Genomic DNA, 14,371 nt, shown 5'->3' on the forward strand with positions numbered 1-14,371 from the left:
GCATACCCATGCCGCAAGTGGTTCATATTTGCATTGAATTTTTGTTGAACGGAGATCGCCATTTGGCGGGTCCACGCATATCCGCAGCTCAAATTCTGTGCGCATCCCTTACCGGGCAGACCTACACATAAAGGCCAGATAAGAGCACAATGAAGCAGCGGCAGCATTTGCCGCAAGTGCGGTCAGACGTGCATGACGCCAGAAGGAGGCGAGTCGTATGGCCGACGTCTCTCACCGTCCTGGTGATATCGCAGGACACCCCGATGCGCCGGAAATGCGGGACCGGTATGCCCGTATGCTCCAGACCCGAGGTGTCGCGGCGGTCGAGGAACTCGTGATCCTCGCCGGTATCTACGCCGCGATCTCCGCGTGGACGGTCCACTTCTCCGCCACCCAGCCCGCGCTCGCCATCAGCAACCTGGTCGTCGGCATCGCCCTCGCGGTCCTCGGCCTGTGCATGTCGATGGTTCCGGAGCGGTCCCAGGACCTCAACTTCGTCGTCCTGTTGATGGGTGCGTGGCTGATCGTCGCCCCGTGGGTGGTCGGGTCGAGCCCCGACACCGGCACCATCCTCAGCAACGTCATCACCGGCGCGTGCGTCTGCCTGTTCTCCCTCACGGCCGGCGGACTGCTCATGACCAAGCAAAGGACGTGACGCTCTGATCCTCTCCCGGAACGGCGGCCCCTCCACCCCCGGAGGTGCCGCCGTTCACTGTTTTCCGCCCCGGAACGGCCACTGCCCGGTAACGAATTGACCCATGTGGTTTCAGCCACCTAAGTTCTGCGTAAAGCTTGCTCCACAGGGACAGGCTCCCGCTCGCATACCCAGTCCTTGGGGGGACAAAGTGAACTGGTACCTCGACGTCATCAAGAAGTACGCGGTCTTCAACGGCCGGGCACGCCGCCAGGAATTCTGGATGTTCGAGCTGTTCAACTTCATCATCGCGGTCGTGCTGATGATCATCGGCTTTGCGCTCGACTTCTCGCTCCTGAGCACGCTTTACTCGCTCGCCGTCTTCCTGCCGTCCCTCGGTGTGACCGTCCGCCGACTCCACGACACCGGCCGCTCGGGCTGGTGGGTCCTCATCGGCCTGGTGCCGCTCGTCGGCTTCATCGTCCTCATCGTCTTCGCGGCCACCGAGGGCGACCAGCACGAGAACGCGCACGGCCCGAACCCGAAGCTGGCCCCGGCCTACTGACGGTCCCGACCCTCGGCGGGTCCCGACCTGCCGAAGGTCAGGCCCGCTGAAGGCCAGGCCTACTGAAGGCCTCGTACGCGCATGCGGCCCCCGGAGGAATCCTCCGGGGGCCTTCCGCGTATCGGAGGGCGATCCAACGTGCCGACCGGGGTACGTCTTCCGCGGCACGTCATCGCGCGGCACGTCTTGCGCGGCACGTCATCCCGCGGCACGGCGCCGCTGCCGCATAGAGCCGCCACGGCGCGTTCGCCCGCGCCGCCTTGTGCAGGATGGCGCACGACCGGGACCGAAGCCCCCGCCTAGCCTCGCCGCAACGGCACCAACGAGGGGCGGTACCACCGGTGAACTGGCACATCCACGACTACCGCGAGAGCGATCTCGCCGCCGTCGTCCATCTGATCGACACGACCGCGGAGCTCGGTCAGGAGTCCGTGTTCTCGCTGGCCGAGTGCATCAGCGCCCTGACCACCCGCCAGCCCGCCGTGGTCGCCGTCCACCAGGGCGTCCCCATCGGCGCCGCGCTCGCCTCCGTCTCCGGCGAGCGGGCGTGGGTCATGCGGATCGCGATCTCCTCGGTCTGGCGCGGCCGCGGTCTCGCCAGCGCCCTTCTCGTGGAGCTGGAGCGGCGGCTGGTGGCGGCCCGGGTCGGGCGGATCGCGTACGTCCTGCCGGAGGAGGACCTCCTCGGCGAGGGTCTCCTCAACGCCGGGTACACACGCCGGCCGGCCGTCGCGTACTTCGAGAAGGTGGAGCCGCTGCACGGTCCCGCCGCCGGGCTCCTCGACGATCTGGGCGGCCGGCTCCTGCCCGGCGACCTGTGGGCCAAGGTCGCCGGCATGGAGCGGGAGAAGGACCTGATCGAGCGCCGGGTGGTGCTGCCGCTCGCCGAGCCGGAGCGGGCCGGCCGGCACGGGGTGCGGCCGCCGCGCGCGGTCTGTCTGTTCGGTCCGCCGGGCACCGGCAAGACGACCTTCGCGCGCGGGATCGCCTCCCGGCTGGGCTGGCCGTTCGTGGAGATCCTGCCGTCCCGTCTCGCCGACGAGGGGAACCTCGCCGCCGCCCTGCGGTCCGCGTTCGCGCGGATCGCGGAGCTGGAGCGGGTGCTCGTCTTCATCGACGAGGTCGAGGAGATCGCGCCCGTACGCTCGGAGCCCGCGCAGCCCGGTGGCATGCACGGGGTGACGAACGAACTCCTCAAGCTGATACCGGGGTTCAGGGAGCGGGACGAGCGGCTGCTCGTCTGCGCCACCAACTCGATCCGCTCACTGGACCCGGCGTTCCTGCGGCCCGGCCGCTTCGACTACCTCATCCCGATCGGTACGCCGGACAAGGCAGCGCGGGCGGCGATCTGGGCCCGGTACACCGACGGCAGGACGGACGTCGACATCGACGAACTGGTCGTGGCGAGCGACCTGTTCACCCCGGCCGACATCGAGCACGCGGCCCGGATCGCCGCCCAGGCCTCCTTCGAGCGGGATCTGTTCGCCGTCGGCGGGCGGGGCGGCGAGGGTCCGGTGCCGGGCGCGAGCACCGCGGACTATCTGGCCGCCATCGGTGAGTGCCGGCCGACGGTCACACCGGAGATGGTCGAGCAGTTCGCCTCGGACATCACCACGCACGCACGGACCTGAGGGCGAACGTCGCGCGGGCGGCGTCCAGTTCGGTCCGGTCGGGCGGCTGGGCGCCGGCCCGGGAGACGGTGACGGCCGCTGCCGCGCCCGCCCTCCCCAGGAGCCTCGCGAGGTGCTCGGCGCCGAGTGTGCCCAGGGCGTCCCGCTCCCACCCCGCGAGTGCGTCGAGGACGGCGGACATGAAGGAGTCGCCCGCACCGACCGTGTCGACGACGGTGACCGAAGGCGCCTCGGCGGCGACCGTGCTGTGGCGGGTGACGGCGAACGACCCGGCCGCTCCCAGGGTGACGAGGACGACGGCCGGGCCGAGGGCGAGCCATCGGGCGGCGACCGTGCGCGGATCCTCGCCCGGGTACAGCCAGGCCAGGTCCTCGTCGCTCGCCTTGACCAGGTCGCTGAGGGCGACGCAGCGCTCGACGCGGGTCACGGCCGACCCGTGCTCCCCCATCAGTCCGGGCCGCACGTTGGGGTCGTAGCTGACGGTGGCGCGCTCCCGCAGCCGCTCGGTCTCGGCGAGGACGGCGGCCGCGCCGGGCGCGGTGACGGCGGCGATCGAGCCGATGTGCACATGGCGGGGCACCAGTTCGGCCGGCGCCCCGCCCTTCAGCGTCCAGGCGATGTCGAAGGTGTACGAGGCCTGACCGCGCGCGTCGAGGCCGACGACCGCCGACGGGGTGCGTTCGGGCACGTCGCCGACCGCCACCCGGACGCCCGCGCCCTTGAGGTGGGCCTCGATGAGCCGCCCGGTGGGGTCGTCGGCGAGCTGGGTGAGCAGGGTGACGTCCCGGCCGAGCCGCCCCAGACCGTAGGCGACGTTGGCGGGACTGCCACCCGGGTGGACGCGGTCGGCGGCGTCGGAGCCGGCCGGGGCGCGGACGATGTCGGCGACGCACTCGCCGATGACCAGGAAGGACATGGGTCGGAGCTCCTTGGCGTGGACGATCCGCAGATCGTACGTGGCCGCGTGCCGCACCGGAGCGGGGCGGTCGTCGACCGGGCGATGCCCATATCGTGGTCACGAGCGCTGCGGGCGACGTCCGGGAGCGACGAGCGACGACGACAGGGGGCCGGTCCGGTGGAGCAGTACGAGGGACTCGACCTGATGACCTTCACGGAGACCGCGGCACTGGAGGCATGGCTGGAGAGTCACCATGCCGACCGGCCCGGGATCTGGCTGATGATCGCCAAGAAGGGCAAGGGGGGCGCGTCGCTGACGAATCCGGAGATCCTCGACAGCATGCTCTGCTTCGGCTGGATCGACGGACAGCGCAAGGGCGGGGACGGGGCGTACTACTTTCAGAAGTACACGCCGCGGCGCTCGCGCAGCCTCTGGTCGCAGGTGAACGTCCGCAAGGTCGCGGTGCTCACCGAGTCGGGGCGGATGCGTGAGCCGGGCCTCGCCGAGGTGCGGGCGGCGCAGGCGGACGGCCGGTGGGAGTCCGCGTACCCCTCGCAGGCGGAGGCGACCGTGCCGGACGACCTCGCGGCGGCACTCGCGGCCGACGAGGCGGCACGGGCCGGCTACGAGGCGCTCGGGAAGACCGACCGGTATCTGATCATCATGAAGCTGTGGCAGGCCCGCACCGAGAAGGGCCGTGCGCAGCGGCTGGAGCGGACGATCGCGAAGCTGGCGGCGGGCGAGAAGGTCCAGTGAGCGACGGAGGGCCGGGAGGTCAGCGGCTGCGGCGGTAGAGGACCTGGTGGGCGTCGTACTCGACGAACGAGGAGACGTGGGTCATGCCGACGGCCTCCAGGAGCCGCCGGGAGCGGTGGTTCGCCTCCTGGGTCAGCGCGACCACGCTGGGGGTGCCGAGGAGCGTCGCCTCGACGACGGCGGCCACGGCCTCGCGCGCGTAGCCGTGCCCCCAGTGCTCGGGCAGGAACTGGTACGAGACCTCCGTCTCCCCCTCCCGTGCCGCGGGCTCCACCGTGACGAGGCCGAGCAGGACCTCGTCGGCCGTCCGCACCACCGCGTACACGCCGGGCGCCCCGGGGACCCGCCGCTGCCGGATCCGTACGACCTGCTCGGCGACGGGCCCGCCCAGATGACGCCTGACCTCGGGGTCCGTCCACAGCCGGGTGACCGCCGGCACGTCGGCGGCGCGCACGGGGCGCAGCAGGAGCCGCTCCGTGGTGAGGGGGGCGGTCCCCGGTGTCGGGGCTGAGATCGACGAGGTGGTCATACGTCCGATCATCTCAGCCCCGACACGCGGTCGGCGGATCGGTGATCGGATCCGGTCGGCGATTCGGCCTAGGACGAGGGGCCCACGCGGGTACGGTCTCCGGGCCGAGGTGCGGGCGGGGGCGGCGGCACCAGGATGACGCTCATGCGAATCGGAATCCTCGGTACGGGAAATGTAGGACAGGCACTCGCCTCGGCGTGGGCGCGGGCCGGCCACGACGTGGTCCTCGGATCACGTCGGCCGGACGACCCGGAACTGCTCGCGAAGCTGAAGGAACTCACCTCGTCGGGATTACGGATCGACAGCCCGGCGGGAGCGGCGGCGCACGCCGAGGTGCTGGTGAACGCCACCCCGGGCACGGCCTCCGTGGCCCTGCTGCACACGATCGGCGCCGAGGCGCTCGCCGACAAGGTCGTTCTTGACGTCGGGGTCGGCTTCCTCGATGACGGATCGCTCTCGCACCCGGGCGTCAGCCTGGGCGAGGAGATCCAGCAGGCGTTCCCGGAGACACGGGTGGTGAAGACGCTCTGCACCGTCGACCGGAAGGTGATGATCGCGCCGGACTCCCTGGAGGGCCCGGCCACGGTGTTCCTCTCGGGCGAGGACGCGGAGGCGAAGAAGGTGGTGCGCGGTCTGGTCGGCGACCTCGGCTGGGCCGACGACGCGCAGCTCGACCTGGGTGGGATCGCGACGGCGCGGGGCCAGGAGAACTTCGCCCTGCTGTTCATCGGGATCGCGGCGGCGACGGGCACCTACGAGTTCGGCATCCGGGTCGTCCTCCCCACCTCGGGCGGGAGCGGCCTCGACCACTAGCCGATCACCCCCGCCGGCGTCCGTACCGGCTCAGTCCGCCATGCGGCGCGTCAGTGCGGCCAGGGCTCCGGGCCGGCGGCCCGGGACCCGCTGCCGCAGGGCGATGAGCAGGGGCCCGAGGGCGCGGGCCCGCGCCCGGTCGCCGATCCGTTCCCACTGGTGGTGGGCCCGGTCCACGGCCCCTTCGACGTCGGCGTCGTCCGTGCGCTGCCCCAGCGCGAGCCGGGCCTCGGCTGCGGAGAGCCACAGTTCGCAGCTGCGGGCGGGCTCCCCGGCGAGGCGGGCGAGGTCGGCCCGCACCTCCGTCCAGTGGACGGCCTCCGCGGACCGGGGCCCGTGGCGGCGCAGCGCCTCGCGCTCCCAGGCCGCTGCCACCGCCGCCGCCTCGCCGTGACGCCCGGCCGTCGCGGCGGCCAGGATCGCTGGGTGCGGGTCCTGCTCCACGACCGGTACGGGAGCGGGGGCGGGTGCCAGGAGGAACGCCTCCGGCGCGGCCCCGGCCGCGTGGGCGGCGGCCTCCGCGTGGAGCGTGGCGTACGGGAGGCGGGCGCCTGAGCGCCAGAGCTCCGCCCAGGACCGCAGATAGGCGGGCGCGAGGGGCTCGCCCCTCCGCGGGGCGGGGGTCACCCTCCCGTAGAGGGTCGGACCGGGTCCCAGATGCAGGAGGTCCCGTGTGGTGGTGAGGCGTTCCCAAACGGCGGGGTCCGCCGCGAGGTCCGCGACGACGGTCGTGGTGCCGGGGGCACGGGCGGCGAGTTCGACGGCGAGCCAGTGCCAGGGCAGCGCCGTGTAGCGGAGGGTCGCCGGGGTGGTGCGGGCGAGGGCGAGGTGGGGCAGCTGCTGCCGGCGGTCGAGATGGAGCTGGCCCGCGAGGCAGAGCACGAGCGGACCCGGGCTCGCCGCGGCGGCACGCAGGCGGGTGAGGACGGTCTGCGGGTCGAGCGGATCGGCGAGTTCGACGAGCGTGGCGGTGCTTGTTCCGGTGAGGACACCGGGCGGCACGGCGGCGAGGGCCGGCAGCACGGACGCGGCGTCCATGGCGCGCCCGCGCCCGGCGGGCGCCGCGGCGAGCAGAAAGGCGGTGCCGGTGGCGGCGGTTCCCGGTGCGCCGGTACGGGCCTGAGGCGTCACGCCCGCCGCGGGAGCGGCGTGGGCCGCCGGCATCACACCCGTCGTCGGCATGGCGTGGGCCGCCGGCACCACACCCGTCGTCGGCATGGCGTGGGCCGCCGGCACCACACCCGTCGCAGGCATCGCGTGGGCCGTCGGCACCACACCCGTCGTCGGCGTCATGCCCGCCCCCGTACCCGCCCCGCCCGTGACCGCCGTGCGCGTGCTCACCGTGCCGATTCCGTCGTCGTTCACCACCCCCGCACCGTAACCCGTCGTGCCCTGGCCGATAATCGCTGGGCCTTTGACATATGCCAGAAGCACCACCGGATCGAGTGTTGCCAAATCCCTTACGGGCTGTGCCGGGCTGTGCAACAGTCGTATGCGGGCCTCACTTTCACACCTGGCCTGGCCGTGCCGCGCCTGTATCGGAGTACGACATGCCGTCCCCACTGTTCGCGGATCGCCCCGCCCAGCAGCCGGAGCCGGGCGCGGTGGACGCGCTGATCTCACAGACCCGCCGCCTGCGCGGCGAACTCGTCGCCGTGCGCCGGGAATCCGTGGTGAACGACGACGACCCCCAGCAGCGCTGGCAGCGTGCCCTGTGCGACCTGGCCGTTCACCAACTCGACGACCTCGGAGCCCACTTGGGTCAGCTCCGTGCGGGCGTCCCCGAGCAGGTCGTCATCGAGGAGCCCGCCGAGCCGGTCCCCGACACCGCGCTCCCCACCGCCCCCGGCACCGCGTACGGCGAGATCGCCCCGCAGCGCACCGGCTCCCTGCTCTCCCGCGTCGGCAGCGCCGAGTGGAACCTCCTCACCGACGAGGTCAGCTGGTCCGAAGAGCTGTTCCAGATCTTCGGGCGTACGCGCGAGAGCGGCCCGATGTCACTGGACGAGATGCCCACGATGGTCTTCGTCGAGGACCAGTCCGTCCTCCAGGGGATGGTGACGGACTGCCTGATCGACGGAAAGCCGATCGACGGCGAGTTCCGGATCGTGCGGACCGACGGCTGCGTGCGCACCCTGCACATGACGGGCGAGCCCGTCCTCGACGCCGACGGCTGCACCGCCTCGATGTGGGCCGTGCTCCGCGATGTCAGCGAACTGCGGCGCAGCGAGCGGGCGGTCCGGGAGAGCCGGGACAGCCTGGAGCGCAGCCGCCACATCGAGCAGACCGAGCGACGGGTCGCCGTCGAACTCCAGGAAGCGGTGCTCCCGCCCTGGCGCGGCTCGCTCCGCTTCGCCCACGACGGCCCCGCTCCGCTGGACGTGGCCGCCCACTACCTCCCGGCCGCAAGCACCGGTCTCATCGGTGGCGACTGGTACGACGCACTGGCCCTGCCCGACGGGGACGCACTGCTCACCGTCGGTGACCTGACGGGCCACGGGGTCGCCGCGACCTCCTCGATGGCCATGCTCCTCGGCGCGCTGCGCGGCATGGCCGTGGCCGGGATCCGGCCCGCCGCCCTGATGGGTCATCTCAACCAGCTCCTGGAGACCTCCGTACAGCCGGCGCTCGGCAGTGCGATGTGCTGCCGCTACGACCCGGTCGCCCAGACACTGACCTGGGCGCAGGCCGGCCACCCCGCCCCGCTGCTGTTCCGCGACGGGACGGGGCACGTCCTCCGGCGGCCCGAAGGCGTCCTCCTCGGGGCCACGACCGGGGCCGTGTACGGCGAGGCCGAAACCCGGCTGATCCCCGGTGACCTGCTCGTCCTGCACACGGACGGGCTCACCCGTGGCAGCGGTCCGGACGACGACACGGGCACGCGACGACTGCTCGCGCTCGGCCGGCGGCTCATCGGGGCGCGGGACGCCCAGGACGGTGTGCGCGCGGTGGTCGAGGAGTTCGGCGAGGAACAGCGCGAGGACGACGCCTGTGTGATGGTGGTCCGGGTCGGACGCTGAACCACCGGGCGACGACCGGGCGCAGGGCCTGCCGGGGCGGGGCCCGCCGTGAGACCGCGACAGCGGCCTTGCGCACTGGCGCGCCACGACGCTGTGGCACGGCAGCGCGATCACAGGGAACCACCCTGTCATCGACAACCGCGACTTCGGCGATCCCGACATCGACAGCCCGGGTCACCGACTGCCGCTCGGGGACAGCCCGTTGACGACCGCGCGCATCGACCGTACGTGGGGCTCCCCTACCTAGCCCCCGGAGTTCGGCCCCTCAGGCCTGCCCCGTCCTCGGTCGGTTGACCGGGGACCTCGGCAGTGCCAGCTCGATCTCCTCGCGAAGGTGCTCGATCTTCGCGTAGCCCGCGTACTGCCCGGTCAGCCGGTACATCTCGCGGAGCCGGTCCCAGGTGCGGTGGGACGAGGTCTCCCCCATGGACATCAGGGCGAGCCGGGCATACCGGTCGGCCTGCTCGGGGTCGTCGGCGATGAAGCAGGCCGAGGCGAGCGAGATGTGGTCGAAGAGCTTCGAGCGGTCGTGACCGCCGCGCCGCAGTTCGAGCGCCAGCTTGGCGTGGCGCTGGGCGGGTACGGCCGCGGCCGGGTCGTGATCCGCCAGGGTGCGGTACGCGAGGGCCTGCATGCCGTGCATGTCGGCCTCGTCGAAGTTCTGCATCCAGCTGGGGTGTTCCTCGTCGCGCCGGTCGGACACGAACAGGTCCTCGGCCTCGCCGAGGGTGCGGCGCATGGCCTGGCCCCGGCCCATCGAGGCCTGCGCCCAGGCCTCGATCGTGTGGAACATGGCCCGGGTCCTGGGCAGGACGCGTTCGCCCGAGCCGTCCTTGGCGAGCTTCATCAGGTCGAGGGCGTCGTCGGGCCTGCCCAGGTGCACCATCTGGCGGGCGGCACGGGACAGCGCCTCGCCGGCCCTCGGCCGGTCGCCGCCCTCGCGGGCCGCGTGGGCGGCGATCACGAAGTACTTCTGTGCGGTGGGTTCGAGGCCCACGTCGTGGGACATCCAGCCGGCCAGGACGGCCAGGTTGGCGGCGACGCCCCAGAGGCGTCGCTGCAGGTGGTCGGCGTGGCGGTAGGCGAGCATGCCGCCCACCTCGTTGAGCTGGCCCACCACGGCCTTGCGCTGGAGTCCGCCACCCCGAGAGGCGTCCCAGGCACGGAACACCTCCACCGAGTGTTCCAGCGCCTCGATCTCCTCCGACCCGATGGGGGCGGCCTCGTAGCGGTCGAACCCAGCGGGGTCGGCGTGGAGGGGATCGGTGGCCCGTTGGGGGGTTCCCTGGCGAGCGGGGTCGGTCTGCAGCCAGTCGTGCATGGCATTGCTGAGTACGGAGCCGGCGGCAAGCGCGGCACCCGCGCCCACCAGGCCGCGTCGGTTGAGCATGAGGTCCATTCCCGTGAATTCGGTGAGGACCGCCGCCGTACGATCGGGTGCCCAGGGCAGCCCGTCAGGGTTCTCCGTCTTCCTGACGTCCTGCCGCTTTCCGCTGCGCCCGTGTCGTACGAACCCGAGGTCCTCGATGGTCACGACACGGCCGAGTCGCTCGGTGAACAGTGCTGCCAGCACCCGGGGGACGGGATCGCGGGGGGTTTCGCCCCGGTCGATCCACCGCCGCACCCGCGAGGTGTCGGTCGCCAGCTGGGGGTGGCCCATGGCCGCCGCCTGCCGGTTGACGAGTCTCGCGAGTTCGCCCTTGGACCATCCGGCCAGGCCGAACAGGTCTGCCAGGCGGGTGTTGGTTTGTCCGGTCACGTCTAAGCCCCCAGGTTCTCGGCTGAGTTGACAGTAGCCCGCTGTCATAGGCCTGGCGACAATTCGCCAGGGTTCGCCAGGGCCCGCTCGATGTTCCGCCACCCGCACGCGGGTGTCAGGTAGGAACGCGCCACCCCGCCCCGCCGACCGGCCCTCATTCCCCAGGGTGCGGACCGGGGGCGGGCGGGGCGACGCACGCAACTCGTCGGCACACGAAGGGATCTGTCACCCATGTACACAGCATCGTCCTCCGTGTCCGCCCCGCCCCGGCCGCAGCACCGCATCGTCCCGGCAGGCGCCGGGCCCTACCTCGCTCCCGCCCCGCAGGCCGTACGGCCGAGGCGCTGGGTGGCGGGCACGGGTACCCAGCCGATCAGCGGGAGAATCGATCTGTCCGGCCCCCAGGGGGCGCAGCTGAAGATCGCGATCGCCTCCGTCCACCGCATCTGCCCGGAGTTCAACCCGGTGCAGGTGCTGCGGCGCAGCGGGCGTTCCGTACTGATCGTCGGAACGACCGGGCGGACCACGGCGGTCGCGAAGTGTTTACTGGACCACTCCCCCGCGTGGGTCGAGCAGTTCAGGCACGAGATAGCTTCCTACCGCTCCTTCGTCCGCCACCGTCCGCCGGTGCGGGCGCCCCGGCTGATCGCGGCCGACCCGGAGAACTGCACGCTGGTGATCGAGCGGATGCCCGGACGGGCGGCGGCGCTCTCGCGCCACCCCGTCGAGGCTCCGCCCCGCGCCGATGTGCGGGCCGCGCTCGGCGCGATCGCCCGGCTCAACGCGTGGCGGCCGCCGGCCGGGACGTTCGACGCGCCGCTGGACTACGGCACTCGCATCACCCGCTATCACGAGCTCGGTCTCTTCACCGACCGGGACCGGGACGACCTGCAGAAGCTGCTGCACGGTCTGGCGCACGCGGGCGGCCGCCAGGGCATGGGCCAGTTCTGTCACGGTGACGCGCTGCTCTCCAACATCCTCCTCTCCCCCGCCGGACCGGTCCTGGTCGACTGGGAGCACGCCGGCTGGTACCTGCCCGGCTACGACCTGGCGACCCTCTGGGCCGTGCTCGGTGACGCGCCGCTCGCCCGGCGCCAGATCAGTCAGCTCGCCCAACAGGCGGGCCCGGCCTCCCGGGACGCCTTCCTGGTGAACCTGATGATCGTGCTGACGCGGGAGATCCGGACCTACGAGACGGCGGTGCAGCGCACCATGAAGGAGGCTCCGCCGGCGGGTTCCGTACCGGTGCCCACGGGCGCGCTCGCGCCCGGTGAGGAACAGCGGCTGCTCCTGAGGCGGCTGCACGACGACTGCGCCATGGCACGGCGGGCCGTGCGCGCGGCGGTCGGGACGCGCTGAACAGGCGGGCCCGACCGACGACACGGGGGGTGCGCCGTGCGCCCGGTGCCGACACACCGGGACGCGGCGCACCGGCACCTCCGCCCTCGGGCGGGCCGAGCCAATGGTCCACTCCACTGACGCGTCCCAGGCCCGGGACCCGTCTCCGCGAAACTCCGCCGGATGGCCTCCATTCCCGCTCTGACGTGGGAACTTCCCGTCGCGCGTGCGTGATTGACGGATCGTCCGGGAGCCGATACCCCTGTACGGGTTCGGTCCCGCACGCCCCGGTGTCACCCCCCGCCCCTGGAGGCTGCCTTGCTCCGTTCCGCGTCCCTCAGACGTGCACGGTCACGTCGTCTGCCGAAGGCCCTGGGCGCCCTCGCGTCCGCCGCCCTGTTGCTCCCGCTGTTGTCCGCCGCCCCGCCGGCCGGTGCCGAGGTGCCCGAGGCGGGTGTCCTCCAGGAACAGTTCGCGCGGGCGGCCGCGCGGCACGGCGTACCGGAGCGTGTGCTGCTCGCCGTCTCGTACCTCCAGTCGCGCTGGGACGCCCACGGTGGTGCGCCGAGTGTGACCGGTGGCTACGGGCCGATGCATCTGACGGACGCGGTGACGGCGCTGGCCGAGGCGCCCCCGCACCACTCGGAGGGTACGGAGGACCCACGCGGTGACTCCTCGCGCGCCGTGCGCTCCGGCGCGCGGGCGCCCGGGTCCGCCGCCGTCCCGGCCGCCGGTTCGCTTCCCGCGCGGCTGCGCACCCTGGAGCGGGCGTCCGCGCTGTCCGGGATTCCGGCCGAGGAGCTGCGGACCCGTACGGCCGCGAACATCGAGGGCGGGGCGGTGCTGCTCGCCGCCGCGCAGCGGGAGTCCGGCCGTCCGGCGAGCACGGACCCGGCCGACTGGTACGGGGCGGTGGCGCGGTACTCGGGCGCCGACGACTCGGCGACCGCCGCCAGGTACGCGGACGACGTGTTCGACGTGATCCGGTCCGGCGAGTCGCGGACGACGGACAGCGGGCAGGTGGTGACGCTCGCGGCCGCCCCGGCGGTCGCGCCCGACACCGCGCAGGTCGCCGGTCTCGGCCTGCGCCGGCCCGCCGGCGGCCCGGTGGAGTGCCCGCGCACGGTGGCCTGCGAGTGGATCCCGGCGCCGTACGAGGAGTTCGGCGACGGCGACTACGGCAATCACGACAAGGCGAACCGGCCGGTCTCCCAGTCGATCGACTACATCGTCGTCCATGACACCGAGGCCACCTGGGACGTCACCCTGAAGCTGGTGCAGGACCCGACGTACGTCTCGTGGCAGTACTCGCTGCGCTCCTCCGACGGGCACATCGCCCAGCACCTGGCGCTCAAGGACGTCGGCTGGCACGCGGGCAACTGGTTCGTGAACGCCAAGTCCGTGGGCCTGGAGCACGAAGGTTTCCTCACCGCGCCGGACTCCTGGTACACGGAGGCGATGTACCGGTCGTCGGCACGGCTCGTGCGGTATCTCGCCGCCCGGTACGACATCCCGCTCGACCGGCAGCACATCCTGGGCCACGACAACGTGCCGGGCACGGTGACGTCCACGATCAAGGGCATGCACACGGACCCGGGGCCGTACTGGGACTGGGCGCACTACTTCAAGCTGCTCGGCCGCCCGATCACGCCGAGTGCCGGTCCCGGGGCCGGTGTGGTGACGATCCGGCCCGCGTACGGCTCCCACCGGCCGGTCTACACGGGCTGTGTCACGGCGGGCGAGGCGTGCGCGCCGCACGGCAGCGGGGCGGTGCGCCTGCACACCGGGCCGAGCGCCGACGCGCCCCTGGTGAGGGACATCGGCCTGCGGCCGGACGGGCAGGAGTCGACCACCGGGGTCAACGACACGGGGGCGCGCGCATCGACCGGGCAGAGCTACGCGGTGGCGGATCGCCGGGGCGAGTGGACGGCGGTCTGGTACCTCGGGCAGAAGGCCTGGTTCCACAATCCGGCGAAGGAGCCGACCGCCGTGAACGCGCGCGGTCTCGTCCTGACACCCCGCGAGGGGTCGGCATCGGTGCCGGTGTACGGGCGGGCGTATCCGGAGGCCTCGGCGTATCCGGCGGGTGTGCCGGTGCAGGCGGTGTCGCCGCTGCCGTACCGGCTGCTTGCGGGTCAGCGGTACGTGGTGGGCGGACGGACCCCGGGCGAGTACTACTTCGCGCCGGTGTTCGACAGCAGTGGGCACACGGTCGTCCGGGGGCAGGAGGAGTACTACCAGATCCAGTTCGGCCACCGGGTGGCCTTTGTGAAGGCTGCTGACGTGCGGGTTTCCCAGTCCTGACGGAAGCATGGCCGAAAGCCGAGGGGCGGTGCCGGATGAACGATCCGACACCACCCCTTCGGCGTTCATAGGACTATTCAGGAGATCGCGTGCGCCGTACGGGCTACGGGTAAAGGTGGGCCGG

The 14,371-nt window shown here is 72.4% G+C and carries 12 protein-coding genes; 8 read left to right on the top strand and 4 right to left on the bottom strand.

From position 1 onward, the window contains the following. Positions 1-295: 295 nt before the first annotated feature. The 3 genes from E0F75_RS03300 to E0F75_RS03310 all read left to right on the top strand — a co-directional run bounded on the left by E0F75_RS03300 (position 296) and on the right by E0F75_RS03310 (position 2,830). Entirely contained in the window at positions 296-655 is a 360-nt protein-coding gene (locus E0F75_RS03300) for an SPW repeat protein (RefSeq protein WP_229312454.1), read from the top strand. A gap of 190 nt (positions 656-845) precedes the next feature. Further along, a complete protein-coding gene (locus E0F75_RS03305) occupies positions 846-1,199 on the top strand; it encodes a DUF805 domain-containing protein (protein WP_187620876.1) in 354 nt (117 codons plus the stop codon). A gap of 341 nt (positions 1,200-1,540) precedes the next feature. Further along, positions 1,541-2,830: an ATP-binding protein gene (locus E0F75_RS03310; protein WP_187620877.1), complete on the top strand. Its 1,290-nt coding sequence runs from the start codon at positions 1,541-1,543 to the stop codon at positions 2,828-2,830. Here E0F75_RS03310 and E0F75_RS03315 read toward each other — a convergent pair. Continuing rightward, positions 2,808-3,746 (bottom strand): carbohydrate kinase, encoded by a 939-nt coding sequence (locus E0F75_RS03315; protein WP_187620878.1) that lies wholly within the window; start codon positions 3,744-3,746, stop codon positions 2,808-2,810. The two genes, E0F75_RS03310 and E0F75_RS03315, sit on opposite strands and share 23 nt — an antisense overlap. 186 nt (positions 3,747-3,932) lie before the next feature. On the opposite strand from E0F75_RS03315, the gene E0F75_RS03320 reads away from it, so the two are divergent. Next, complete coding sequence (locus E0F75_RS03320) at positions 3,933-4,484, top strand: YdeI family protein (RefSeq protein WP_187621028.1); 552 nt, start codon at positions 3,933-3,935, stop codon at positions 4,482-4,484. A gap of 19 nt (positions 4,485-4,503) precedes the next feature. On the opposite strand, the gene E0F75_RS03325 is transcribed toward E0F75_RS03320, so the two are convergent. Beyond that, the gene (locus tag E0F75_RS03325; RefSeq protein ID WP_229312455.1) at positions 4,504-5,013 is read right to left on the bottom strand and encodes a GNAT family N-acetyltransferase; all 510 of its coding nucleotides are present in this window, start codon (positions 5,011-5,013) and stop codon (positions 4,504-4,506) included. Between the two features lie 135 nt (positions 5,014-5,148). Here E0F75_RS03325 and E0F75_RS03330 point away from each other — a divergent pair, with 135 nt between their 5' ends. Beyond that, entirely contained in the window at positions 5,149-5,826 is a 678-nt protein-coding gene (locus E0F75_RS03330; protein WP_374115359.1) for an NADPH-dependent F420 reductase, read from the top strand. Positions 5,827-5,856: 30 nt separating this feature from the next. Here E0F75_RS03330 and E0F75_RS03335 read toward each other — a convergent pair whose 3' ends face one another. Further along, positions 5,857-6,864 (bottom strand): hypothetical protein, encoded by a 1,008-nt coding sequence (locus E0F75_RS03335; protein ID WP_187621029.1) that lies wholly within the window; start codon positions 6,862-6,864, stop codon positions 5,857-5,859. A 512-nt stretch (positions 6,865-7,376) separates the two neighbouring features. On the opposite strand from E0F75_RS03335, the gene E0F75_RS03340 reads away from it, so the two are divergent. After that, the gene (locus E0F75_RS03340; RefSeq protein ID WP_187620881.1) at positions 7,377-8,846 is read left to right on the top strand and encodes a PP2C family protein-serine/threonine phosphatase; all 1,470 of its coding nucleotides are present in this window, start codon (positions 7,377-7,379) and stop codon (positions 8,844-8,846) included. A gap of 265 nt (positions 8,847-9,111) precedes the next feature. On the opposite strand, the gene E0F75_RS03345 is transcribed toward E0F75_RS03340, so the two are convergent. After that, positions 9,112-10,605: a hypothetical protein gene (locus tag E0F75_RS03345; protein ID WP_187620882.1), complete on the bottom strand. Its 1,494-nt coding sequence runs from the start codon at positions 10,603-10,605 to the stop codon at positions 9,112-9,114. Positions 10,606-10,836: 231 nt separating this feature from the next. On the opposite strand from E0F75_RS03345, the gene E0F75_RS03350 reads away from it, so the two are divergent. Continuing rightward, positions 10,837-11,964 (top strand): aminoglycoside phosphotransferase family protein, encoded by a 1,128-nt coding sequence (locus E0F75_RS03350; protein ID WP_187620883.1) that lies wholly within the window; start codon positions 10,837-10,839, stop codon positions 11,962-11,964. Between the two features lie 351 nt (positions 11,965-12,315). Beyond that, the gene (locus tag E0F75_RS03355) at positions 12,316-14,247 is read left to right on the top strand and encodes an N-acetylmuramoyl-L-alanine amidase (protein WP_187621030.1); all 1,932 of its coding nucleotides are present in this window, start codon (positions 12,316-12,318) and stop codon (positions 14,245-14,247) included. Positions 14,248-14,371: the final 124 nt, after the last annotated feature.

The sequence above is a fragment of the Streptomyces sp. CB02980 genome (assembly GCF_014451325.2).
Taxonomy (GTDB): Bacteria; Actinomycetota; Actinomycetes; order Streptomycetales; family Streptomycetaceae; genus Streptomyces.

Bases quoted from the DNA above. Each gene is read 5' to 3' on its own strand.
- E0F75_RS03300 (WP_229312454.1), top strand. From the start codon at position 296: ATGCTCCAGACCCGAGGTGTCGCGGCGGTCGAGGAACTCGTGATCCTC.
- E0F75_RS03315 (WP_187620878.1), bottom strand. From the start codon at position 3,746: ATGTCCTTCCTGGTCATCGGCGAGTGCGTCGCCGACATCGTCCGCGCC.
- E0F75_RS03320 (WP_187621028.1), top strand. From the start codon at position 3,933: ATGACCTTCACGGAGACCGCGGCACTGGAGGCATGGCTGGAGAGTCAC.
- E0F75_RS03325 (WP_229312455.1), bottom strand. From the start codon at position 5,013: ATGACCACCTCGTCGATCTCAGCCCCGACACCGGGGACCGCCCCCCTC.
- E0F75_RS03330 (WP_374115359.1), top strand. From the start codon at position 5,149: ATGACGCTCATGCGAATCGGAATCCTCGGTACGGGAAATGTAGGACAG.
- E0F75_RS03335 (WP_187621029.1), bottom strand. From the start codon at position 6,864: ATGGACGCCGCGTCCGTGCTGCCGGCCCTCGCCGCCGTGCCGCCCGGT.
- E0F75_RS03340 (WP_187620881.1), top strand. From the start codon at position 7,377: ATGCCGTCCCCACTGTTCGCGGATCGCCCCGCCCAGCAGCCGGAGCCG.
- E0F75_RS03350 (WP_187620883.1), top strand. From the start codon at position 10,837: ATGTACACAGCATCGTCCTCCGTGTCCGCCCCGCCCCGGCCGCAGCAC.